The following is a 21,270-nucleotide window of genomic DNA, read 5'->3' as shown; positions in this document are numbered from 1 at the left end:
ATCGTGCCCAAAATTCTCATTGTTGGTGGCGGCTACGCCGGTTTTTACACGGCGTGGAAGCTCGAGAAATGGCTACGATCCGGCGAAGCCGAGGTCACCATTGTTGACCCGCTGCCATACATGACGTACCAGCCCTTCCTGCCGGAGGTGGCTGCCGGGTCTATCGAGCCGCGTCACGTGGTTGTGTCGCACCGTCGGCACCTCAAGAAGACCAATGTTGTCTCCGCCAAGGTTACGTACGTGAACCACGCCGAGAAGACGGCCACGATCACTCCGCCGATCGGCGAGCCGTACGAGTTCAAGTACGACATCGTCGTGGTCACGGCCGGTGCTGTGTCGCGCACCTTCCCGATCCCAGGTGTTGCCGACCAGGCCATCGGCCTGAAGACCGTCGAAGAAGCCGTCGCCATTCGCGACCGCGTGCTCACCAACTTCGACCGGGCGGCTGCCCTGCCGGCTGGCCCGGAACGCGAACGTCTGCTTACCTTCGTCGTGGTCGGTGGCGGTTTCGCTGGTATCGAGGTGTTCGCCGAGCTGCGCTCCTTCGCCACCTCGCTGCTTACCCTCTACCCGGAGATCAGCTTCGAAGAGACCAACTTTCATCTCATTGAAGCCATGGGTCGCATCATGCCCGAGGTTTCGCTCAAGACAAGCCTGTGGGTTATCGACAACCTGGCCGGTCGCGGTGCGCAGATTCACCTCGACACCCAGCTGACCAGCGCGGTCGACGGCAAGATCGAGCTCTCCACCGGAGAGACCTTCGAGACCGACCTCATCGTCTGGACGGCCGGAGTCATGGCCAACCCCACGATCGTGCGTCACACTGATCTGCCGATCGAAGAGCGTGGTCGTCTGCAGGTTCGTGCCGACCTGCGTGTTGGAACCGAAGACGACATCATCGCTGACGCCTGGGGTGCCGGCGACGTGAGCTGCGTTCCCGACCTGAGCGGTGGCGGTGTCGGCGGCAACTGCGTGCCCAACGCCCAGCACGCCGTGCGTCAAGGCAAGCTGCTCGCCAAGAACTTGGTTGCTGTGCTGCGCGGCGAAGAGCCCGTGCAGTACCTGCACAAGAACCTCGGTGCCGTGGCCGGTCTCGGCATTGGTGTCGGCGTGTTCCAGAGCGGTAACCTCGCCATCACCGGTCTGCCGGCCTGGTTCGCGCACCGCGGCTATCACGGCCTGGCCATGCCCAGCTGGGAGCGCAAACTGCGCGTCGTCTGGGGCTGGGTCAACAACGTGTTCCTCGGTCGCGATGTCGTGTCGCTCGGCGCCACCGAGAACCCGCGCGCTGTGTTCGAAGAGTTCGCGTCGCGTCCGAAGCCGCCGGCACCGGCTGCTGCTGCGCCCGCAGCCAAGGCGCCGACGGCTCCGCGTGCGCCTCGTGCGCCGCGCAAGCCCACGGTCAAGGCTGCTGCAGCGGATGCCGCCGCTGGCGCCACGAAGGCACCCGCCGCGCAGGCGCCGGTTGCGGAGAAGGCGGCCGCTGAGGCATCCGCTTCGAAGTAGCTTTTCGGTAGGTGCTGCCGGGCGGTATTCGCGCTCGGCAGCACCTACGCTGTAACTGCCCGTCACCGGGTATGCCCCCATAGCCCAATTGGCAGAGGCAGACGACTTAAAATCGTCACAGTCTGGGTTCAAGTCCCAGTGGGGGCACCACGAGAATTTCTACTCTGATCTAGGATTTAACTTGGTCACCGGGGCCTCAGTACCCTGATTGCCCACATTCCGCCCACACTTAAAATCATTCGGGCCTGATCGAGGGCCACTGCGACGCTGTTCAGGTCGTCGTCGAAGAGCTCCGCGTACACGTCGAGGGTCATCGCGGCCGAGGCGTGGCCGAGCATCCGCTGCAGCGCTTTGACGTTCGCGCCGGCGGACACAGCCAAGCTCGCGGCGGTGTGCCGTAGATCGTGCGGCGTGACGCGCGGGAAAGTCGGATCGACCTCCCGGGCGCGTTTGAGGGCGTAGACCAGCCAGCCGTCCCGAGCTGACGGGGTGCGCTGGTGCGACAGCCCGTTGCCAAACAGGATCTGGTCAGGTGTCTTGTCGGCGCAAAGCAGTGCCAGGCGGTCCGCCAGGAACGGCGGGAACGGAACCGTGCGTGCCTCGTGCGACTTGGGCGTGCCGAGGAGAATCTTGCCGCCGACCCGCACGGCGTTCTCCCGTACCGCCAGACGCCTGCGGGTGAGGTCCACGTCTCGCACCCGTAATCCAGTCACCTCACCCCAGCGCAGGCCGGTGTAGGCGAGGGTCAGTATGACTGTTCCGTGCGTCGTCGCCGAGGTTGCGAGCAGGTCGACCTGTTCGTGTGAGAGATACGTGTGCGGTTTCTTCAACCGTAGGCTTCACCGAGCCTCAGATACCTCTCACCAACCGAGTTCAAGCAAGCCCGCTACGCGGCCCTCAACCGAGAGCCGCAATCCGCATAGGAGCGGCAGCAAACCTGGGGCGATTCAGCGAGGGAAACAACGCCGGAAACACCGTTTAAGAGACAACCCCTCGAAATTCGTGGCGTCGAGGGGGTTGGCCTGGACGCGGGCGTCGGGTCAGGGGTTGCAGTAGTCGCACCAGGTGGGGTCGGCGCGAGTGTTGTCGCGTGAGACTCTGCTCCGGTGGTCGCATTTGCCGCAGGCGTGGATGTCGGCGGCGATGACGCGGGTCGGGGAACCGCATTGGGAGCAGGGGAGGCCGTGTTCGACGTCGACTTGCCCGAACCCGGGGGTCTGACAGGTGGGGCATTCGGTGGCGAGACGTTGGGCCATTTGGGCGCAGAGGGTTCGGATGGTATCTGCGCGGGAGGGTGCGTGGTGCGCCCGGTAGTCGGGTAGAACGATCACGGTGGACCCATTCTTGAGCATTGCCTGAACGGTCTGCTCAAGCTGGTCAAGGTCCGTGATGTTTTTGTGGGCGGTGGTTAGGGCAGCTTTCGTGCTTTGCACGATCACTCCTTGGGCGGGGAAGCCTAGCGCTTCACCGTAACGTCGGGCTTGGGGTGCCGCGGTGATGGTGTGGCCTCCGGGGATGGGGGAGGTGGTGCGGGTGCCTTCAATGAGTTCCAGTCCGAGGTCGTCGTCGATGAACAGCAGAATCTCCATGTGCTCGACCGGCCCGAAGGTTGCGCTGAAGCTTCCCTCGGAGGCAAGACCGAGGGTGCTGCTGGCCATTTGCATGCCGAGGCGAGCTTTTACGCGGGCGGCAGCTCTGGGGGTGAGGATGCGGGGGATATCGCCGGCGAAGGTTCCGAACTGGTCGGTGTCCAGTCCTTCGGGGGCGGTGACTGTCGCACCGAGAACGTCACGGAATGCGTCGCGTGCGAGGTGTTCTTTGCCGTGCATGGTTGCGAAGGTGATGTGGCGGTCTTTATAGTGCGTGGGGCGGAGAGTCATTGGAAGTACTCGGGGCGGGAGACGTAGGTGTCGGCCACGAACATGACTCCGCTGGAGGTGCTGAGCAGCTCGCGGATGGCGTCGATGAGCTCGCCGGATTTGCCCGGGGGAAGGACGGTGATGAGCATGGTGAGGGTGTCGTATTCGTTGAACAGCAGGGCACCAGAGTGTTGGCCATGGTGGCCGATGCCAGACACCCCGGATACCGAGGTGTAGCCGGTGGCGCCGGCGGTGGTGATCAATTCGCGGATGGCGGAAGCGTCACGGGCGGGCACGATCACCTCCAATCGAGTCATCTGAGTCAGGTTGTTCACAGTGAGGTCCCTTCCGTGGTCGAGTTTGTCGGTTTCCACCCGTAGGCGCCGTACTGGTGCCAGGGTTCGTGGGCGGTGCTGCGGGCGGTGAGGGTGATCCAGTCGTTGTCGAACAGGTTCCTCAGCACCTGGTTGCGGGAGATGATGACACCGATCCGCTCCAGGGGTGCCTCGATGATGACGGCCAACCGCATCGGCTCATGGAAGAGTGTTGTGCCGACCCCGACCGATTGCCAGGGCAGCCCGCGCCGGAGGTCCCCGGCCTGACCGGCGATCACTCCGATGGTGCCGATGGCGTTGTGAATGGTTTTCGTGCCCGCACCCAAGGTGTCGGGGTTGAGCGCGGAGAAGTAGTACTGGTGGTTGATCCACTGCGCGACCACAAGGGGGGCAGTCATGATTGTCTCCAGCGCGGTCCCGTCCGGGTCGAGGGAGGTGTCGTAGGAGTGCAGGAACACGCGCCGGCCGAGGTCGATCCCGCGGGTCAGGGTGCGGGAGCCGATGACCATAGCGGCGTTGCCGGCGAGCCCGAGCTCGGGGTACACCTCCGCCCAGTCATACGCCCGCGCCCGCACCCGTGCTGGGGACTGCCTCCTCGTCGCTCCCGGAAGATCTGCCGCGCGCTCGTTCAGGAGCGCTAGTCCAGCGTCGTAGTGCAGCTGATCAAACTGGCTAGTCAGGCCGCGGTGGGTGTCGGGGATGAGGTGATGGTCGAGCAGGGTGATGGTGTCGCGGGTGGTGTTGTGGTCGGCTGCGACGAAAACCGTGTCTTCCGGGATGTCGATTCCTCGCAGCATCAGCAGCGCCCGGACGGCCGGGTCGTTGAAGATTGTTGCGGCGGCGCGAGCGTTGGCAGCGCCAGGGTTTCCGCCACACGCGCCGCAGTCCAGGGCGGACTGGTAGAGGTTGTTGGCCGACTCGGAGCAATGTCCGGCCAACACCACCAGTGGTGCGAAATCGGTCATTCCCATCATCCTTACGGCGGTTTCGGCGATGCCGGCGCGTTCCTCGAGCGTGAAAGCGTCCGCGATCGTCACAGCACTATGCAGCGGAACTGAATGCCAGCGGTTCAGTCGTCGATGCAGGCTGGGTGCAAAGGTGCGTAGCATGCTGGTTGGACCGTAGAGCCAGCCGGCCGTTTCCGCGAACGCGAACGGGGTTGCGGTGCTGGAGTCAGCGTTGTGCACGGCCCGACGAAGCGCGTCCCGGGCACGACCGCGCGCCACATACTTCTCAGCGTGAACGGTGTCGGTCGGGTCCTCAGTGAGAGTGTGACGTGGCGTGAGCAGAGCGGGCAGCGAGTTGATGCTCCCGCGGGCGCTGTATCGGGCGAACCGGACGGGTACCCCGAAGAACCCGGCGAACCCGAACGTCTCCACCTCGTCCGTGATTTCTAGGTGACGTCGCATGCCTTCCGATCTGGGGTCGATGCACATCACCACCTGAAATGTGGGCCGCACTCCACGAGTCGAAGTCGCCGGGCTCAGGGACCGGATCAGGGTGGTGCGGTAGTGCAGTTCGTAGGCTTTCTGCCAGGTGAACGGGTGCTCAGTGATCGGGTGGTGGGCCAGCACGCGGGCAATGGCCGCCACGGCTTCACGCGTGGGTCGTTCACTGAGGCGCGCGGTGAGCTGTTCAGCCCGCTGCCAGAGCCCCGCCCGCTCATCGGCTACGCCAGCGGGCGACGGCAATGCTGCCACTGGGAGGGTGAGCACTGCTCGTAGGACGAACCGGCTGGCGAGGTAGGAGGTCAGGTCAATATCGCCGTGCTTCTCTGCCCGCCACTTGATGTAACCGACCCATCCTGGCTGGTGCTCCAGTTCTTGGGCGAGGGTACCCCGGATCAGTTCTGGGGCGATGGCGAGCCGGGCCAGCGCCCAGTCGAGGGCCGCGTCCGCCTGCACTGGTGCTTCCCGCAGGGTCCGTCGTGCGGCCCGAGGCAGACAGGGGTCCCGGAGGGCCAGGCGGCGCCAAGCCCCAAAGAACCCGTCTCCGATGTGAGGCATTGGCCACAGCGGATCCGGGGTCAGGCCCGCGGGCAACCATGCAGCCAGATACTCATCAAGCCACCGCGTCGAGCGCGAAGGTGCGGACGGTGTCGGGATCGGAGCCCACGAGGCGGTGGTCATGTCGAGGACGGCGACTCGAACGGCGGGGACCGTCTGCCCGTCCACGCTGAACGTGGCGGAGGAAAGTTCCGGGATTCGTTCGCTGATTGCTTGGGCAAGGTCGGCATCGGTAATGCGGCCCTTCCTCAGATCCTCCAAATAGTCGTGCTGATCGCGGGTCAGCGCAACCCCAGCCGCGGTGACAGTGTGGAAAGGGTTGGCCTCGTGGCCGGCCAACGGGTTCACGGCGATGAACGACTCCACCGGCCACCCGGACACGATGTTCCGGGCGGCAGACGCGATCTGCGCGCGAAGAATCAAACTCATGACACAACTCTCTGAACACTCGGCGGGCGGGATACGGTCGTCGTCACAGCGCGGGCATAGACGAGATTGCGGAAACCGGTGAGGCACTGGGTGCTGGCAAGCAGTTGCACGCCCAGCAGACTGAGCCCCGGAAGTAGCAGCAGCCATGCGGGGGCAGCAGTGATGGAGAAGACCGGCTGTAAGGCAGCGGTGAAAGTGTGGAGGAACGCGACGTAGCCGACCAGGAGGAGCACTGTCGCGCCGACACCGGACACGAAGGTGCGGAGCGTGAAGTGAGTGATCAGGGCGGAAGCCAGGGCGACGGAGGCGGTCAGGGAGACGAAGCCGAGCAAGCCGATCGTTGCCGCTGAGGCTGTGGGCGCCAGGACCAGTTTTGCGGCCAGCAGCGTGCCGCCGGGCACGAGGACACCCACCGCTACCGCGATGCCGTAACTGACACGGGTGCGAGGTTTCGGGTCAGGTAGGTCGCGGCTGACGGTGTGTTGGGTGATGCCCGCGCCGGCTCCCAAGAACAGTGCGGACTTGAAGAGGGAGTGAGCGATCAGGTGGAAGATCGCGGCGGCGAACAGCCCGAGGCCGCAGGCCATGATCATGAATCCCATCTGCCCCATCGTCGAAAACACCAACCGACCCTTCACGTCCGCACGCACCAACCGCACCGCAGCAGCGTAGGTGAGTGTTGTCGCTCCCACCAGAAAAACGATCGTCATGACCGAGGCGTGCAGAGCAATGGCGGGAGCGAACCGGAACAACAGGATCGCGCCTGCGTTGACGACACCGGCGTGCATCAGGGCGGACACAGGAGTGGGTGCCGCCAAAGTGAACGGCAACCAGCCGTGAAAAGGGATCTGGCTGGAGCGTGCGAACGCACCTGTCGTCAGCAGCCCGGCCACGATCACCTGCACCGGCACCGGCAGGCCCGTGACCACAGCACCCAGCCGGGCCCAGGACAGGTCCCCGCCACCCGCCACCAGCAGCACCACCACCGCGGACACGAACGCGGCATCGGCGAGGATGAACCTCACCGCGGTGGCCCGCTTCCCGCGCCGAGCCTGAGCTAGCGGAAAATACGTTCCCAGCAGCAGTACCAACGCCGCTCCCGCGCCGATCCACCCGACTGCAAATACCGCGACGGAGCCTGCACACACCATCAGAACGGTGAACCCTGTCAACAAGGCGGAGGCGGCCACAAACCAGAGCTGGCGTGAGTCGCCTCGAAGGTAGCGGATCGCGAAGCTCTGGATCAGGGCGCTGAGGCCTAGCACCAACGCCGATAACACCACCGCCAGGCCATCCACCTGCAGCGTCGACCGCTGGATCCCCACGCGCAGAGAGCCCGAGGAGAAGATGACCGGAATGGCAACGACCGTGACCAAAAATCCGACCCCCATGACCACCGCTACGAGACGTGCGACCACCTCCGCCGGCTGGTTCAGTTGGTTGCCGTTCATACCCGCCCTTCATAACACGTAACATAAAACACGATAAATATAACACGTGTTGTGGATCGGAAATCAGCAATGGGGAAAAGCGGGTCCCGTGGGGGACAATGATTTGATGACGCACTGGACGTTTCTGACCAATCACGCGCACGTGCTGCTGTGTGTGGCCGATAACCCGAACGTTCGGCTGCGGGACGTGGCAGTGCAGGTCGGCATCACCGAGCGGGCAGCGCAACGCATTGTCACCGAGTTGGAAGAGGCCGGCTACCTGGAGCGGGAGCGAGACGGGCGGCGCAACCTCTACCGCCTGAACACGGCGATGCCGCTACGGCACCCGCTGGACCGCGACCACCGCATCGGGGAACTGCTTGCTTTTCAAGCTCTACGGCCCGCCGGCACGACCGGGCTGCCTCAGGACTCCAAGGCCCAGGCCGAGCAGGTCCGCTCGATCGCCGTCGATCGACTGGGCGCGATCCTCTGGCACGCCCCTGCAGAGGTCATGGCGCGCCTTGACGACGCATTGCGTCTTCACTTGCAGCTATAGAGAAACTGCCCTCCACGGCGAGATCCACTCCCGGACGTTGGGGTGTCCGTTGACCGTTCGGCTTACGGTCGGTGGTGGGTGGTGGCATTCTTCAACTCTGGCTATCCATAGACAAATTCGAGGATGATCGTTTGGGGGAACGGATGAGTGTGAATTGCTTGTATTTCAGGTTTTTCTCCTGTGAGATCAGTCGTGTGTGTTGGCAGAATTGTGTGCACCGGTCGAAGTGAACTTTCTGTCTGATGACCATCTGCCTACGGATCTGGATCCGACCATTCAGGCCATCAAACCGACAACAGTCCCTCTGGTTAGAGTAACGAGGCCCTACCATTCTGGGATACACGAGTAAATCGTTCGGGGCCAAGCCTGGGAGGGACCAATGGAGATTGTTGAACTTGGTGAGACTGCCGTCATCGGAATCGAAGTTGTCGCTTACTTCGGCCAGCTACGCTCCGAGATGCCTGCGGCCTGGCGCGAGCTGTTTTCCCGTCAAGACGAGCTGCCCGCCTTAGGCACAGGCGTCTTCGTCGAGGCCAGCAACCATTTAGGCGACGGCCGTTACCGCGAGATTATTGGAGCAGTAGCTGTCGTCGCCGACGTTGCAGTGCCTGATGGTATGGCTGTTGCGCTCCTTCCCGGTGGAAGATTCGTCCACCACCGGCATGACGGTTCGGTGGCAACCATCGCAGGCGGGTTCCAGACGATTTATGACTGGGCTGCAGAGCAGGGATTGACTCTCGGGAACCGCAAGCTCGATGTCGGATACACGGCGGATGATGTTCAACAACCGCACGAACTTTACGTCGACATTCTCATCTGACGGCCGCCCCCATTCACGACGAGATCAGGCTATACCGGCCGAACCGCCGTGCAATGCCAGTGATCCGCGCAGCTGTCGAAGTCGTCCGGATGCGGCAGCCTCGTCTACTTGTTGAGAGAGGGACTCGGTGGCAGGTCATCTTTCCCGTGTGGCACAAAATCAGCGAGTTCGGCAATTCACGTAGTCCACCCGAGATCTCTCCCGTTGACTGTTTCCCTTGCGGGCGTTCTCGTCCAGCCCGCCCACATTGCTCCTCCGACTCGCTGGGTGGAGCAGCCTTCGGTCGACAGACCTTGTTGGCCGGAGGCGATCTCGTCCTCGTCGCACTCATCGCATTTTTCAAGGCAGTGCTGAGTCTGCGGAAGCTATCGCGAGCGACCGGGTGGTTTTCCGCGCAATGACAAACCCAGATACGGCCAACCGCTCGGGCTGTCAGATGGCCTGGACGAATCTCACCGGCGCGTCTCGATTGTCCTCTTCGACGGTTTCGAGCTACTCGACGTTTTTGGCCCGTCAGGCCTACTCGGAATGCTGCCGTAGGCGTTTTCTGTCGAATTGGTCGGCTCCTCTCAAGGGCTTGTGAGGAACAGTCAGGGTGCCGAGGTCGTGGCGACCGTTGGGTATCGTGACGCGAAACTTCCCTCCATCGTTCTTGTTCCTGGAGGACAAGGTACTCGCTCGCTCGTCAACGACGCCGAATTCTTCGAGAGGCTGGCAGCGTGGGCGAGCGAGGCAAGACTCGTGACGTCGGTGTGCACCGGGGCCGCTCTGCTCGCCGCGGCCGGGCTGCTCGACGGGTTTCGAGCGACGACTAATAAACGTGCGTACTGATGGGCGACGTCGTATGGTTCGTCCGTCGAATGGGTCACTCAAGCACGGTGGGTAGAGGACCGCAGCTGATGGCCGTCTTCAGGCGTTGCGGCAGGAATTGACATGATCGCCGCATTGGTTGTACATCTCTTCGGACCAGAGACTGCTGCGGCGGTGGCCGCCGCTGCCGAGCTCAAGATCCACACGGACCCGCACTGGGATCCCCTCGCTGCGGCAAACGGACGAAAGCCGTCCCGCAGAGGGTTCCCTTTCAAACACGAGGTGCTCGAGACCCCGCCTCGCGTGCTGGCACAGCCCGATGTCCCCCTGACGTGCCGATCCGTACACTGGTCACATGTCAGCCAGAGTGCGCCTTGCGCGATCGGGAGACCTCGACGTCATCGAGAAGATTGAAAACGATGCCGACCAGCTCTTGATCAACACACTCAAGCCGGAGGGTTGGGCTGCCGCCCCCGCTGGAGCTGCTCGTGCGTCGCAGCCCGGCTTCATCCTTGTCGTCGAGCTCGACGACGGTCACGTTGGCGGGTTTGTTCATGTTCTCGAGGTCGACGGCCTGTGCCACTTGGAGCAGCTGTCCGTAGCGCCGGCGGAGGCGCGGAAGGGTTGGGGGCGGGCGCTCGTGGCGGCCGCCAAAATCCAAGCGCAGGAGCGCGGGTACCACCGCATCTCGCTTCGAACCTACGCGGACGTCCCATGGAATGCCCTGTTCTACGCAAGTGCCGGTTTTGTGGAGGAAGAGCCATCCACGCAATTTCATCGTTCCCTGGTCGGCGTCGAGGCCGAACTTGGACTTAACCAATATGGGCACCGGGTACAGATGGTTGCCTACGCTGAACCATCAACCCCGTAAGAGGTTCGTCTTTCGGAGTGAGGTCGTTGTGGAATCGGGCGGCCAAGCCGGCGATGCGACGAAAACGTTCACTGTGATGAAGATCGTGCGCTACCCCGGCAAGTTCGACCCGACGCCGAAGCAGGGCGTTGGCGCGCACAAGGATTCCGGGGTGCTGACACTCCTGCGTCGAACCGGGCAGGGGCGGCCTGCAGGTCGAGAAGGACGGTGCCCGGATCGATGCGCCGCCGCTGGATGGGGCCTTCGTGGCGAACATCGGCGAGCTGCTCGAGGTGGCCACCGACGTCTACCTGAACGCGACCGTGCACCGGGTGATCTCGCCGCTCATCGGCGAGGACCGGATCACGATCCCGTTCTTCTTCGGGCCGGCATTCGACGCGACGATCCCGCTCCTCGCCCTGCCCGACGAGTTGGAGACCCCAGGCATCATGGCAGAACCGGAGAACCCGATCTTCACCACGTACGGTGAGAATGCGCTTAAGAGCCGGCTGCGCACGCATCCGGATGTGGCCGCGATCCACTACTCCGACCTCGCCAAGTAACCCCCGGCCGCGGGCCGCGGTTATGGCTGGAGCCGCTCCATCGTCCAGCCACCCGCGTCACCGGCCGTGAACCGCAGGCGGTCGTGCAGCCGGGACGTGCGGCCCTGCCAGAACTCGATCGCGCGCGGAACCACACGGAACCCGCCCCAGTCGTCCGGCCGCGGAATGTCCGTGTCGTCCGGATAACGCTCTTCCACCCGGCGTACCTGCTCCTCGATCAGGGCGCGGCTTGCGATGGGCCGCGACTGGTCACTGGCGACCGCGGCGACGCGAGACGCCCTCGGCCGGCCTACGAAATAGGCGTCGCTGGTGGCGGCATCCGTGGGGCTTGCCGTGCCGTAGACGATCACCTGGCGCTGCATGGCATACCAGGGGAACAGCAGCGAGACGTCCGGGGTGACGCTCAACGCCCGGCCTTTGCGGGACGCGTAGTTGGTGACGAATTCGAAGCCGCTGCCGTCGAGGCCCTTGAGCAGCACGGTTCGGCTGCTCGGCCAGCCTTCCGGGTCGACGGTGCTTAGCACCATGGCATTCGGCTCGTAGAGCCCGGCCTGCTCCGCGGCAGCCAGCCACACGTCGAACTCGACCATCGGGTCGGGGTTGACCCCGGACTCGTTCAGGCTCACTGCGCCGTAGTCGGTGTGACTCGTCAGGGATTCCATCAGTATTCTCGCCCTCGGTTTGAGCCGCCGGAATACGAAAGCTCCCCGGCCTGCCCCTCCAGCCTAGGAGGAACAGGCGGACGGGGAGCCTGTGGCCGCGTGTGTGTCAGTCGCGCTTTTCATAATCGTGGCCTGAGTTGTGGCCCTGTAGTGGTTCCCTTTGCGGGTAGTTCGACTTCCGATGGTGCGCTCGAAGTTCGAGAAATCCTTCGACGTGGACATCATGGCGTCAGTGCCCGGTGTACAGTCCCGCCATGCCCTCGCTTATTCAGCAGAGAATGGCCCTCGAGCGTATTCACACGTCCGCCATTGTGTGGACCGTGTTCGGCGGGTTTTGGGGCCTGCTTTCAATCGCCAACCTGCTTGTCGGCACAGAGCCGACGCGAGGGGCCCTATACCTTGCCGTCGCGGGAGGGCTGATCGCCGTTGGGCTTGTCAAAATGAGGCGATACCGACGTGAAATTACAGCGTTTGCGGTCGAGAATAGCCCCGACGCCGGCAAGCGTTAACTCCAGTCCGGGCGTCTCGTAGAGGGTTCCGCATACGGCCTGCGTTAGCGCCCGTGATGGTATCGACATCCGGCGATACGGACTTCGTCGTTCTCGACCTTGTAGATCAGGCGATGTTCGTCTGTAATCCGACGTGACCAATACCCGCGGAAGCCGTGCTTGAGGGGTTCGGGTTTTCCGATGCCTTCATTGCCGTTGCGATTAACGTCGCTCAGGAGCGTATTGATGCGTTTGAGGATCTTGCGGTCTTGCGTCTGCCACCAGCAGTAGTCGTCCCAGGCATCCTCGTCCCAGATCAACTTCATTCATCAAGGGCGTGCTGCGTGCCGTGGCCGGCCTCGAGTCGATCGATCGATCCGAGGAGGCGGCGCGCGTTCGCGGGGTTCTTCAGCAGATAGGCGGTTTCCTTGAGCGACTCGTAGTCGTCGAGCGAGACGATGACCACGGGTTCGTGTCCTGCACGAGTGATAACAACTTCTTCTCGGTCATCCACCACTGCTGAGAGTGTCTCGGCGTACTTCGCCCGGGATTCTGAATATGTCATGGTGCGCATTGGGATCCTTTCACGTACAGAAAATTGTACGTCACCTTGATTACGACTACAAGATTCACCCACAGCTCCACCATCGTCGCGTAAGCCGTTCCTGTTGCGGGATCACTTATCGGGATTCGTATATCTCGCGACGATGTCCGAGTCGGAGGACGAGCATGATTAACAGGTCGTCGTGAATCTCGTAAATGATGCGGTAGTCACTCGTTCGGACCCGCCACTCGCCAGAGCCCCCGACGAGTTGGATCGCCTTGGGTGGCCGCGGATCGTCTGCCAAGAGGTCGATCGCTGCTTGAACTCGACGTCGGGCCTGCGGATCGAACTTGCGCAGTTGCCGTTCGGCGGCTGGTGCGATCTTCACCGAGTAAGTCATACGAGGCCGAGGTCCGCCTTTACCTGTTCCCAAGGAGTCGGTTCGCTTTTCGTGCGACGCATCTCTTCACGCGATTCCTCAGCGGCACGAATATCGGCCATGTCTTCGGCCAATTCAATGAGGCGCTCCAAATCGTCGACGTCGATAACGGCCGCGACTCGCCGCCCGCGGCGAGACAAGAAGACCGGCCCGTGCTCGGTGCGAGCGCGGTCGATGATCGATGCGAGCTGGTCGCGTGCATCCGAGACGCTGACAGGGACTGTGGTCGACATGCTTCAATCGTACATTTCACCTACCTGATGTACAAGAGATCTTCAAATGTACAACTGGCCTCCCGCTCAGGGTTCCCTTACGAACACCGCAAGACTCTGTTGCGGCACAAACTTCAGCACGCGTTGTTGTGCCGAGTGCCCCTGCCCTCGCTCCGGTCTTGTTTATCCACATAGCCGATAGTATTATCGCGTATGTGAACATACAGGCGCCAGCGCTAAGCCCGCTCTTCCGGTCAGATGCGCAGGGAGAAATTCTCGCACGGCTGTTTCTCAATGCCGATCGATCATTCACAATCGCCGAACTTGCTCGCGCCGCTAAGTCGCCGTATGCGAGCGCTCACCGAGAAGTCTCTCGCATTGTCCAGATGGGACTTGCCAGCACGGAGAAGCGCGGTCAGTCCGTCGAGGTGCGAGTGCGCGCTGATACGCCGGCCTTTCGGCCCCTCGCGGAACTGCTTGCCCTGACGTACGGGCCGGCTGTCGTGATACCCCAGCATTTGTCAGGGATATCCGGAATCGATCTGGCATTTATCTATGGTTCCTGGGCCGCCCGCCGTGCGGGGGAGCCGGGGGATGCTCCAGCAGACATTGACGTACTCCTCGTCGGCAACCCGCCCCGTGGTGCTGTCAACGAGGCGGCACGCCGTGCGGGCACCAATTTGGGGCGCGAGGTGAACGTGCGAATAGTCAGCACGGCCGCGTGGGAGGCCGCCAGCACGGACCCGTTCTTGCGCACACTGACCGAGCGTCCAATCGTGAGCCTTGAACTTCGTGAGGAAAACCCATGATCGACCGTTGGGACCGCGATAGATCCGAGGTTGACTTGCTTCTCAAGCAAGGCCGCCTTACGCGGGTCTGGTCAATCAAGGGCTGAAAGCCCGCGGCGAGGGTGCACACGCCGTTCTGCTTGAAGTGGCGATCGCTCAACTCGAGCCACCACGGCAGATTGAAATTCGTGAATTCGACTGGATGCGGCGGCTCCGCAACTCGACGCAATATTCCGACCTCGACCGCCCGTCGGCGAGTGTCGACGACGTCGATCAAGCCGTTCCCGCAGCAGGAGCGATCGTTGATCGTGCAGCTCGACTCTTTGAACTGATGCCGGCCTATTGACGGGGTAGAGACACCGAAAAAGGCTCTCGGGTTTGCCCACATTTTGCCCACAAATGTAGGAAAATGACGTGATTGTGGCACTACTCAAATAACCAAAAACGTTGATATTATGCGGAACTTGCCCGATCGCGGAGTGGCCATTCGCCTCCCAATTGGTTTCAAGTTCCAGTGAGGGCTCCATGAATATTTCGCGTTGATCTCGGCTTTAACTAGGTAACAGGCTCCTCAGGTGCCCCGTTTGCCCAGAGCGCGGTGATGGTCATTTGAAGGTGGCATGTCAGCCGACGACTTCGCCGTGGAGGTTGGCATCACACCAGCGAACGTCGCCATGCTCAAGAACGGTTGCGCTCGAACGATCCCGATTTTCAACCACACTCGACATAATCAGCCTCTTCCTGACTTACCAGCCCGGCGTCATCGTGGTCTGGGACGACGAGCCCACGTGCCAGCTCTATCCGCTAGATTCGGCCCATGACCAAACCACAAAGCGTCGGGCCATATGTGAAAGTGACGCAGCGCGGATGGCCGGAATGGGTTGCCGTTATCGACGCTATGGGTGGCCGGGAGCTTTTTCATCCCGACATCGTGCCGCTGGTACAACATGAAATCGCGCATCTGGAATTGAAAAATCACGGGTGGTGGGCGCAGGCCATCACGATCGCTTACGAACAGCACATCGGCCGCCGGACAGCGCGGCCCTCACTGCTATCAAGATGAACAGTCCGCTGATCGACCATTGCCAGAGATTCGGGTTGAGGATCATGAATGGTTCGCCGTCGAGGTGCACAAAACCCTGAAGTCGGTCCCAGAGCAGCGCTACAGCCGGGCGGCACACCGTAGTCAAAGATGCACATTCCCGCCGTGCGTCAGGACTGTGCAAGTCTCAATGAATGGATTGGCCAAGATCTGCACCTATTACGACTGCGCGCCTCGTGCTGGAACCGCTGTCGGTACTTCATGCCCCTTCTATGGTCGACGTCCTGGCCGCCCCCTCGCTCTATGACTTCACCGGCGGGGAAGCGCCGTCGCTCGAGCAGTTGGAAGACCGTTATGCGGCACAGGCAGTCGGGCACTCGGCGGATGGTTCGCAGTGGTGGTTGAACTGGGTCGTCATTCAGCGTGATGGCATGCAGCCGATCGGGTTCGTGCAGGCAACCGTCGAGAACGACGGATCGAAACTCGTAGCCGACATTGCCTGGGTGATCTCACCGACCTGGCAAAGGCACGGTTTCGCGTCGGAGGCCGCTCAGGGGATGCTCGAATGGTTGCGATCAAACGGGGTGGACCATTTCACGGCACACATCCATCCGGCCAATCATGCGTCAATGCACGTCGCGCACAATCAACAATTACACGTGACATCGTCCAAGAAAGATGGCGAAAATCGTTGGGAATAGGGGCTGCGCTGGGGGCTTCGACCATCCTTCACTTCAAAGTTGCCTTGTGGTCAGGCTCCGCTGGCGCACGTCGAATCATCCGAATTTCCTTGATTCCGTATTCTTCCTTGCACGAACCGTCGGGAATAAAACCGTGCTTACGGTAGAACGCCTGGGCTCGCGGATTGGGATCTGCTACCCAGAGCCCCGCCGCTGTTTCGGGAGAGATGACAGCGTCGAGGAGAGCTTTCCCGGCGCCGGTGCCGTACGCGGATGCAAGCACGTAGAGGACGTTGAGTTGCTGGCTCCATGTCGCATCGGTATCCGTGGCGGCCGCGCTCTGTGCGATTCCGATCAGGTCGCCGTTCTGTTCCGCGACCGCGATTCGATCGTCAGCGAATCGATCATCCGTGAGCCCGATCGTCCAGAAGCGCTCTCTCGTCGACAGTAACGCTGGGTCGTCCAGCATCTCGTCGCGCATGATGCCCCGATAGGTTTCCTGCCAGGTGGCGACGTGCAGACGTGCCATGGCCGCCGCGTCCGTTGGTACCGCCGATCGGATGACAGGTTGCGTCTTCATACGTTCGATACTAATAACGAATGTTTCGTCAGGCTACTGATCAGCAAGTTTGGTCTCCCAGGCGCCATGTAGACGACTAGCCGAATGGCGACCGACACGGGATCGACCGAGTCGGATGCGGCAAGAGACGATGCATTGGTCAGAGCGCCAACCAGTGAAACGGCGACGAGATAAGCAGTCGCAGCGACTAGATCGGATGCGGGGCGGTTGGCGGTATGCCCGCCCTGCGACTACGCCCCCCCGCCGAGACCTTGTTGGGGGAACGCAGCTACGGCTTCGATTTCGACGAGAGCGCCCGCGCGTGCTGGGGTGACCGCTAGTACCGTGACCGCAGTGCGACGGTTTCCCCAGACCGTGGCAGTGGCGGCGTACGCTTCACCGGGGTCGATGCCGGTCGCGAGATAGATCGTCAGCTTGACCACGTACTCCGGTCCGGTTCCCGCTTCGGCCAGAACGGCGAGCACGTTGCGCAAAGCCTGCTCGGTTTGCGCTCCGAGCCCATCGAGCAGCGTGCCGCTGCCATCAGTGCCGTTCTGCCCGCCAACGTAGAGCGTGGGCCCTGCGGGCGCGATCATGCCCTGCGCGAAGGCGGGGCTCTGAAAAAGCTCGGGCGGGTTGATCGGGGTGGGAAATGAAGTCATGGTGCTGTCCCCTCAGTCGGTGCGCAGGCCGTAGGTGAGCAGGGCGTTGCCCTTGCTCGTCGTCAAAGACTTCTGCAGCGTCAGCCGCGTCAGGGGATCGGTCGGCTCGAACAGGTGACGGCCAACGCCCGCCACGACGGGGTGCGTCATCACGGTGAGTGAGTCGAGCAGGCCGGCGAAGAGCAGTTGGCGTACGAGCGAAATTCCGCCGACCAGCGAAATCTCGCCGCCCGCCGTGTTCTTCAGGTCGGTCACGAACTCTTCGAGGTCGCCGGTGATCAGCGTGGAATTCTGCCAGGCCAGCTCGCCGGTCAGCGTGCGCGAGGCGACGAACTTCGGCACGGGATTGATGAAAGGGCCGAACGGGTCGTCATGCTCGGCGCTCGGCCAGTAGCTGGCCCACTGTTCGTAGCCAACCCGGCCGAGTAGCACGGTGTCGACGCGGTCCATCATCGCGGTCATTTCCGCGCCGAGCTCTTCATCGAAGCTGTCGAATTGCCAGAGGTTGGGCGATTCGACGACGCCGTCAAGGGACATGAACAGGCCGGCGGTCAGTTTTCGCATCAGGGCTCTCCTATGAGTCGGTGTGAAAGGGCATACTAACGCAGCCGGTCGAGGTAGCGAAGAATGACGCCTTCGCGCAGTGCCCACGGCGACACCTCGAGTTCGGCAGCCCCGAATGCGGCCATCGCTGCGCCTAGTACGATGCCTCCGGCCACGATCTGAAAAGTGCGGTCGGCGGTGATCCCGGGCAGGGCTGGGCGGGCTTCGGCGGGGATGCGCGCGAGCCGCGGCACCCAGTCATCCAGCTCGGCACGCCCCAGGCGCAGCCGGTCGGCCGCACCGACGCCATCGGAGGTGGTGCCGGCCAGGCGGGCCAGCGAACGGATCGCCTTAGATGACCCGACAATGTGGTGTGGGGCCGGCAGGTGCGCGAACGCGTCAACCGCATCGCGCAGAACGGATGCCGCGTGCTTACGCAACGCAGACACCTCCTCCGGCAGCGGGGGATCGTGGTGCAGAAAACCGATCGTGCTGCGTCCGGCCCCGAGCGGAAGCGACAGCGCGACCTCGGGAAACTCAGCTCCGCCGGCCGCGATCTCCAAGGACCCGCCGCCGATGTCGAACAGCAGAATGTTGCCGGCCGACCAGCCGTACCAGCGCCGCACTGCCAGGAAGGTCAGCCGGGCTTCGTCTTCGCCGGATAACACTTGCAGGGCCACACCGGTTTCCCGTTCGACCCGGTCGAGCAGTTCGGGGCCGTTGGTCGCGTCGCGCAGCGCCGAGGTCGCGAACGGCAGCAACTCGTCGATGTTGTGCTGCTGGGCAACATCCGCTGCGTGTTGTACAGAGGTGAGAACCGCGGCGACACCCTCGTCATTGATCGCGCCCTCGGGAGTGATGTAACGCATGAGACGCAAGACGCTCTTGTCGGCGGCCATCGGCACCGGCGGAGCGCCTTCGTGCGCGTCGACAACCAACAGGTGGACGGTATTCGAACCGACGTCGAGAACTCCTAGGCGCACATGTGTACGATACCGCTTGCAGCGTGCTAGCGCTGAGCGGGCGTGACGAACCGCTGCCAGGCCCACGCACTGGCGCACACCGCGGCGAAGGTTGCCGCCGTGATCCACAGCGTCAGGCCGGTACCCGCACTCTGCACCTGTTCCACCATCGGTGACAGCGCCGCGAACAGGATTCCGTACGTGACGACGGTCAGACCGGTCCAGACCAGCGGCGACCAGGACAGAATGCGACGCCCGCTAGTATGGCCGACGGGCACCAGAATCAGCACCGCTGAACCGATGGCGGCGAGCACGATCGTGTTGCCCGTCTCCGCGGCCAGCGACGTGACGAAATCACTGGCAGCGGGAAGCAGCGAGCCGAGCGACCAGGCGAGAACGGCGAAGGCAGCCAGCGCGCCCACGCGCACCGCGGCGAGCTGGCCGCGCTGTGCGGTCGTGGGCTGTGCGGTCGTGGGCTGTGCGGCCGCGGGGTGCGCGCCGTGCGGGCTTACGGCATCCGTTGTGGCGGTGAGGGTGACGCTGCCGAGCAGCCCGAATAGCAGGGCGGGGTGAATGTCGAACAGGCGGGACGCGATCGCGGCCGCCGCGATGAGCAGCAGGTAGCGCGGCAGAAAGGTGACCGTTCCGCGCAGCCGCAGTACGCGCGAACTCCACCACAGCGGAACCAGAATGGCCACCGCATTGACCAGTACCAGCCCGATGATCACGGCGACGAGCAGGCGCAGGTAAGCCGGTTGGTCGACGATCGGACCGGACAGCATGACGAACGTCGCGGCCGCCAGGAGCGCCGCTCCGCCAGGCAACCAGCGGTTGAGCCGCACGGTGGGCGCGACCTCGTACTCCTCGCGCACCCGGTTGCGGCCCGCCAGTGAGGGCAACGCCCGAAGTGGTCGGCCGCCGCGGGAGCGGGAGATGGTGCCCGCGAGCAGGCGCAACGGTACGGCGATCAGCAGCAGCGCCCCGAGGGCGAGCAGACCGGCCTGCAACCAAGGAAACGGCGAGCCGGTGCCCGTCGGGCCGATCGCAGCCGCAAACCGAGTCGGGTCATTCCACTGGCCGGGAAAAGCGGATGCCGCAGCCCCCTCGTTCTCCGGCTCCGCCGCTTGAGGGTCTGGCGCGGTGGTCCCCGGCCCCGGGGTCGGCGACGGCTCTGCCGTCGGGCCGGGTGCGGCAACCGCGCCATCCGGTGACGGCGAAGCCGATGGGCTCGGAGTCGGCGTGACCGGTGGCGTTGCCGAGGCGGACCCAGACGGCGTCGGCGTGCTCTCAGCCACATAACTGACCGATGCGGGCGTCGAGCCCGGTCCGACATTGCCGGCGTTGTCCTTCTGCACGGCGATGACCGAGTACGACCCGGCAGCCACGCCACCGGCCGAGCAGGTCCAGGCTCCGCTGATCACCGGGGCGGAGCAGACCGAGTAGGCGCCGGCGAACACCGTCACGGTGGCGCCGGTTTCGCCGGTGCCGGAGTACTGGGCGCCGACCACGGACACTTGCGCGCCGGTGCTCGGAGAGGTTACAACAGGGGCCTCCGGCGCGGTGACGTCGAACACGATCGCGACCGGTGTGCTCGCGTTCGAGGAAGTCGGTCTACTGAACGATGACGTCTGGCTGGCCGTCACATTCAGGCTGCCGTTACCGAGGCCGGAGAACAGGCAGGCCCAGGCGCCGGAACTGTCGGCGGTGCTGTTGCAGGTATCGCCGTTCGGCAGGGTCGCCGTCACGATGGCCTGGGGGTGCCCGGTTCCGCGCACCCAGCCGTTGGACTCCGATCCGGTCAACCCGCCGAGCACCGTCGGGGCACCGAGTACGGCAACGGAGATCTCGGCGCTCAGAGTTGGACTGCCGGTCACCACCACCCGCAGCGTGATATTGGGTCCGTTCTGCAGGTAGACGTTGTCGCAGCTCCACGAGGTCGACGCGTCGTTGACGATGCACAGCGGGTCACCGCCGCGCGGCGACAAGAGCTGGATTTTCTGGCTGGCAGCCTTCGACCCCGATACGGTGGTGCGGTTGTTGCCGACGAATTGCCCGTTGTTCGGGTGGCTGATCTGCGGAGCCGGCGCCGGGCCGGTCGTCGCGCTGGGATTCGGTTCCTCGGTCGCGGTCGGAGTAGACGCGGCCGGTGTTGACTCGGTCGCTGTCTCGTCTGCCGTAGTCTGCGGCGCCGAAGTCGCCGGAGTCTCTTCGGCCTGTGCGGTCGATAACGCGGGAGCCGCGAGCGCAATGGCGCAGCCGAGCAACAGGGCTGCGATCGCCGCAACGCTGCGAGAGTGCCGCGGGCGCGCCGACGTGCTCAAGACTGCGGTACGAGCCGATGCGGACACATTCACCCCCTACCCCAATTTGAGGGGTAGTCGGCGGCAAAGTCAACCTCCCGCACCTGCAAACAGAGTAACAAACCAGAGGAATTCTTCGCGGACCCCAAAACCTACCGTCAGTCGGTCGTAAACGTGACACCCTCAAGAGAAGCGGATGCCCCGCGCCGCCCGCCGAAAAGAGCC

General features: G+C 63.4%; 24 protein-coding genes, 1 tRNA gene and 1 pseudogene. 11 read left to right on the top strand and 15 right to left on the bottom strand.

Annotated features, from left to right (window positions below; all coding sequences use genetic code 11):
• Nucleotides 1–3 precede the first annotated feature (3 nt).
• Complete coding sequence (locus tag CXY78_RS10860) at nucleotides 4–1,506, top strand: NAD(P)/FAD-dependent oxidoreductase (protein ID WP_092340660.1); 1,503 nt, start codon at nucleotides 4–6, stop codon at nucleotides 1,504–1,506.
• Nucleotides 1,507–1,579: 73 nt separating this feature from the next.
• Nucleotides 1,580–1,656: transfer RNA gene (locus CXY78_RS10855), tRNA-Leu, on the top strand.
• Between the two features lie 35 nt (nucleotides 1,657–1,691).
• Here the strand turns inward: CXY78_RS10855 and CXY78_RS10850 are convergent.
• The 5 genes from CXY78_RS10850 to CXY78_RS10830 form a co-directional block, all read right to left on the bottom strand.
• Nucleotides 1,692–2,336 (bottom strand): site-specific integrase, encoded by a 645-nt coding sequence (locus tag CXY78_RS10850; RefSeq protein ID WP_092340661.1) that lies wholly within the window; start codon nucleotides 2,334–2,336, stop codon nucleotides 1,692–1,694.
• 210 nt (nucleotides 2,337–2,546) lie between these two features.
• Nucleotides 2,547–3,386: a DUF6671 family protein gene (locus CXY78_RS10845; protein ID WP_092340662.1), complete on the bottom strand. Its 840-nt coding sequence runs from the start codon at nucleotides 3,384–3,386 to the stop codon at nucleotides 2,547–2,549.
• On the bottom strand, nucleotides 3,383–3,682 hold the full coding sequence (locus tag CXY78_RS10840; RefSeq protein WP_092340788.1) for a transcriptional regulator: 300 nt from the start codon (nucleotides 3,680–3,682) through the stop codon (nucleotides 3,383–3,385). Before CXY78_RS10840 ends, CXY78_RS10845 begins: the two co-directional genes overlap by 4 nt.
• Before the next feature lie 14 nt (nucleotides 3,683–3,696).
• The gene (locus tag CXY78_RS10835) at nucleotides 3,697–6,135 is read right to left on the bottom strand and encodes a putative inorganic carbon transporter subunit DabA (RefSeq protein ID WP_158253312.1); all 2,439 of its coding nucleotides are present in this window, start codon (nucleotides 6,133–6,135) and stop codon (nucleotides 3,697–3,699) included.
• Nucleotides 6,132–7,586 carry a proton-conducting transporter membrane subunit gene (locus CXY78_RS10830; RefSeq protein ID WP_104089455.1) on the bottom strand — a complete coding sequence of 485 codons (1,455 nt, stop codon included), beginning with the start codon at nucleotides 7,584–7,586 and terminating at the stop codon, nucleotides 6,132–6,134. Before CXY78_RS10830 ends, CXY78_RS10835 begins: the two co-directional genes overlap by 4 nt.
• 106 nt (nucleotides 7,587–7,692) lie before the next feature.
• Here CXY78_RS10830 and CXY78_RS10825 point away from each other — a divergent pair, with 106 nt between their 5' ends.
• The 5 genes and pseudogenes from CXY78_RS10825 to CXY78_RS10805 form a co-directional block, all read left to right on the top strand.
• On the top strand, nucleotides 7,693–8,121 hold the full coding sequence (locus CXY78_RS10825; protein WP_092340665.1) for a MarR family transcriptional regulator: 429 nt from the start codon (nucleotides 7,693–7,695) through the stop codon (nucleotides 8,119–8,121).
• Nucleotides 8,122–8,500: 379 nt separating this feature from the next.
• Nucleotides 8,501–8,941, top strand: coding sequence for a GyrI-like domain-containing protein (locus CXY78_RS10820; RefSeq protein ID WP_104089334.1), 441 nt, complete (start codon nucleotides 8,501–8,503; stop codon nucleotides 8,939–8,941).
• A 555-nt stretch (nucleotides 8,942–9,496) separates the two neighbouring features.
• Entirely contained in the window at nucleotides 9,497–9,772 is a 276-nt protein-coding gene (locus tag CXY78_RS21250) for a DJ-1/PfpI family protein (RefSeq protein WP_255410396.1), read from the top strand.
• Nucleotides 9,773–10,106: 334 nt separating this feature from the next.
• Nucleotides 10,107–10,622 carry an N-acetyltransferase gene (locus tag CXY78_RS10810; RefSeq protein ID WP_104089332.1) on the top strand — a complete coding sequence of 172 codons (516 nt, stop codon included), beginning with the start codon at nucleotides 10,107–10,109 and terminating at the stop codon, nucleotides 10,620–10,622.
• Between the two features lie 70 nt (nucleotides 10,623–10,692).
• Nucleotides 10,693–11,164: pseudogene (locus CXY78_RS10805) on the top strand (2OG-Fe(II) oxygenase family protein); the annotation flags it as partial.
• Nucleotides 11,165–11,184: 20 nt separating this feature from the next.
• Here CXY78_RS10805 and pdxH read toward each other — a convergent pair.
• The 5 genes from pdxH to CXY78_RS10775 form a co-directional block, all read right to left on the bottom strand.
• Complete coding sequence (gene pdxH / locus CXY78_RS10800) at nucleotides 11,185–11,826, bottom strand: pyridoxamine 5'-phosphate oxidase (protein WP_174774954.1); 642 nt, start codon at nucleotides 11,824–11,826, stop codon at nucleotides 11,185–11,187.
• Nucleotides 11,827–12,379: 553 nt separating this feature from the next.
• Entirely contained in the window at nucleotides 12,380–12,640 is a 261-nt protein-coding gene (locus CXY78_RS10790; RefSeq protein ID WP_092340670.1) for a Txe/YoeB family addiction module toxin, read from the bottom strand.
• A complete protein-coding gene (locus CXY78_RS10785; protein WP_092340671.1) occupies nucleotides 12,637–12,888 on the bottom strand; it encodes a type II toxin-antitoxin system Phd/YefM family antitoxin in 252 nt (83 codons plus the stop codon). Before CXY78_RS10785 ends, CXY78_RS10790 begins: the two co-directional genes overlap by 4 nt.
• A gap of 106 nt (nucleotides 12,889–12,994) precedes the next feature.
• Nucleotides 12,995–13,246: a type II toxin-antitoxin system RelE/ParE family toxin gene (locus CXY78_RS10780; RefSeq protein WP_369827295.1), complete on the bottom strand. Its 252-nt coding sequence runs from the start codon at nucleotides 13,244–13,246 to the stop codon at nucleotides 12,995–12,997.
• 8 nt (nucleotides 13,247–13,254) lie between these two features.
• On the bottom strand, nucleotides 13,255–13,530 hold the full coding sequence (locus CXY78_RS10775; RefSeq protein ID WP_092340673.1) for a type II toxin-antitoxin system Phd/YefM family antitoxin: 276 nt from the start codon (nucleotides 13,528–13,530) through the stop codon (nucleotides 13,255–13,257).
• Between the two features lie 365 nt (nucleotides 13,531–13,895).
• Here CXY78_RS10775 and CXY78_RS20770 point away from each other — a divergent pair, with 365 nt between their 5' ends.
• The 4 genes from CXY78_RS20770 (at nucleotide 13,896) to CXY78_RS10755 (ending at nucleotide 16,040) form a co-directional block, all read left to right on the top strand.
• Complete coding sequence (locus CXY78_RS20770) at nucleotides 13,896–14,318, top strand: ArsR family transcriptional regulator (RefSeq protein WP_134505144.1); 423 nt, start codon at nucleotides 13,896–13,898, stop codon at nucleotides 14,316–14,318.
• 167 nt (nucleotides 14,319–14,485) lie between these two features.
• A complete protein-coding gene (locus CXY78_RS21045) occupies nucleotides 14,486–14,629 on the top strand; it encodes a hypothetical protein (RefSeq protein ID WP_158252832.1) in 144 nt (47 codons plus the stop codon).
• A 485-nt stretch (nucleotides 14,630–15,114) separates the two neighbouring features.
• The gene (locus CXY78_RS21040) at nucleotides 15,115–15,360 is read left to right on the top strand and encodes a hypothetical protein (RefSeq protein ID WP_158252833.1); all 246 of its coding nucleotides are present in this window, start codon (nucleotides 15,115–15,117) and stop codon (nucleotides 15,358–15,360) included.
• A gap of 215 nt (nucleotides 15,361–15,575) precedes the next feature.
• Complete coding sequence (locus CXY78_RS10755) at nucleotides 15,576–16,040, top strand: GNAT family N-acetyltransferase (protein ID WP_158252834.1); 465 nt, start codon at nucleotides 15,576–15,578, stop codon at nucleotides 16,038–16,040.
• Nucleotides 16,041–16,068: 28 nt separating this feature from the next.
• On the opposite strand, the gene CXY78_RS10750 is transcribed toward CXY78_RS10755, so the two are convergent.
• The 5 genes from CXY78_RS10750 to CXY78_RS10730 form a co-directional block, all read right to left on the bottom strand.
• Entirely contained in the window at nucleotides 16,069–16,599 is a 531-nt protein-coding gene (locus tag CXY78_RS10750) for a GNAT family N-acetyltransferase (RefSeq protein WP_199182612.1), read from the bottom strand.
• A gap of 230 nt (nucleotides 16,600–16,829) precedes the next feature.
• The gene (locus CXY78_RS10745; protein ID WP_104089329.1) at nucleotides 16,830–17,240 is read right to left on the bottom strand and encodes a RidA family protein; all 411 of its coding nucleotides are present in this window, start codon (nucleotides 17,238–17,240) and stop codon (nucleotides 16,830–16,832) included.
• Between the two features lie 12 nt (nucleotides 17,241–17,252).
• Nucleotides 17,253–17,804 (bottom strand): dihydrofolate reductase family protein, encoded by a 552-nt coding sequence (locus CXY78_RS10740; RefSeq protein WP_104089328.1) that lies wholly within the window; start codon nucleotides 17,802–17,804, stop codon nucleotides 17,253–17,255.
• A 35-nt stretch (nucleotides 17,805–17,839) separates the two neighbouring features.
• Entirely contained in the window at nucleotides 17,840–18,766 is a 927-nt protein-coding gene (locus tag CXY78_RS10735; RefSeq protein WP_092340679.1) for a Ppx/GppA phosphatase family protein, read from the bottom strand.
• 26 nt (nucleotides 18,767–18,792) lie between these two features.
• Nucleotides 18,793–21,093, bottom strand: coding sequence for a hypothetical protein (locus CXY78_RS10730; RefSeq protein WP_140425697.1), 2,301 nt, complete (start codon nucleotides 21,091–21,093; stop codon nucleotides 18,793–18,795).
• Between the last annotated feature and the right edge of the window lie 177 nt (nucleotides 21,094–21,270).

This window comes from Cryobacterium sp. N19 (assembly GCF_002929595.1).
In the GTDB taxonomy this organism is placed as follows: domain Bacteria; phylum Actinomycetota; class Actinomycetes; order Actinomycetales; family Microbacteriaceae; genus Cryobacterium; species Cryobacterium flavum.
The sequence above is the reverse complement of the archived record's forward strand: the minus strand, read 5'-3'. Positions and strand labels throughout refer to the sequence as shown.

Coding starts and splice junctions, on each gene's coding strand:
- CXY78_RS10845 (WP_092340662.1), bottom strand. CDS start 3,386: ATGACTCTCCGCCCCACGCACTATAAAGACCGCCACATCACCTTCGCA.
- CXY78_RS10840 (WP_092340788.1), bottom strand. CDS start 3,682: ATGACTCGATTGGAGGTGATCGTGCCCGCCCGTGACGCTTCCGCCATC.
- CXY78_RS10835 (WP_158253312.1), bottom strand. CDS start 6,135: ATGAGTTTGATTCTTCGCGCGCAGATCGCGTCTGCCGCCCGGAACATC.
- CXY78_RS10830 (WP_104089455.1), bottom strand. CDS start 7,586: ATGAACGGCAACCAACTGAACCAGCCGGCGGAGGTGGTCGCACGTCTC.
- CXY78_RS10825 (WP_092340665.1), top strand. CDS start 7,693: ATGACGCACTGGACGTTTCTGACCAATCACGCGCACGTGCTGCTGTGT.
- CXY78_RS10820 (WP_104089334.1), top strand. CDS start 8,501: ATGGAGATTGTTGAACTTGGTGAGACTGCCGTCATCGGAATCGAAGTT.
- CXY78_RS10810 (WP_104089332.1), top strand. CDS start 10,107: ATGTCAGCCAGAGTGCGCCTTGCGCGATCGGGAGACCTCGACGTCATC.
- pdxH (WP_174774954.1), bottom strand. CDS start 11,826: ATGGAATCCCTGACGAGTCACACCGACTACGGCGCAGTGAGCCTGAAC.
- CXY78_RS10790 (WP_092340670.1), bottom strand. CDS start 12,640: ATGAAGTTGATCTGGGACGAGGATGCCTGGGACGACTACTGCTGGTGG.
- CXY78_RS10785 (WP_092340671.1), bottom strand. CDS start 12,888: ATGCGCACCATGACATATTCAGAATCCCGGGCGAAGTACGCCGAGACA.
- CXY78_RS10775 (WP_092340673.1), bottom strand. CDS start 13,530: ATGTCGACCACAGTCCCTGTCAGCGTCTCGGATGCACGCGACCAGCTC.
- CXY78_RS20770 (WP_134505144.1), top strand. CDS start 13,896: ATGGGACTTGCCAGCACGGAGAAGCGCGGTCAGTCCGTCGAGGTGCGA.
- CXY78_RS21040 (WP_158252833.1), top strand. CDS start 15,115: ATGACCAAACCACAAAGCGTCGGGCCATATGTGAAAGTGACGCAGCGC.
- CXY78_RS10750 (WP_199182612.1), bottom strand. CDS start 16,599: ATGAAGACGCAACCTGTCATCCGATCGGCGGTACCAACGGACGCGGCG.
- CXY78_RS10745 (WP_104089329.1), bottom strand. CDS start 17,240: ATGACTTCATTTCCCACCCCGATCAACCCGCCCGAGCTTTTTCAGAGC.
- CXY78_RS10740 (WP_104089328.1), bottom strand. CDS start 17,804: ATGCGAAAACTGACCGCCGGCCTGTTCATGTCCCTTGACGGCGTCGTC.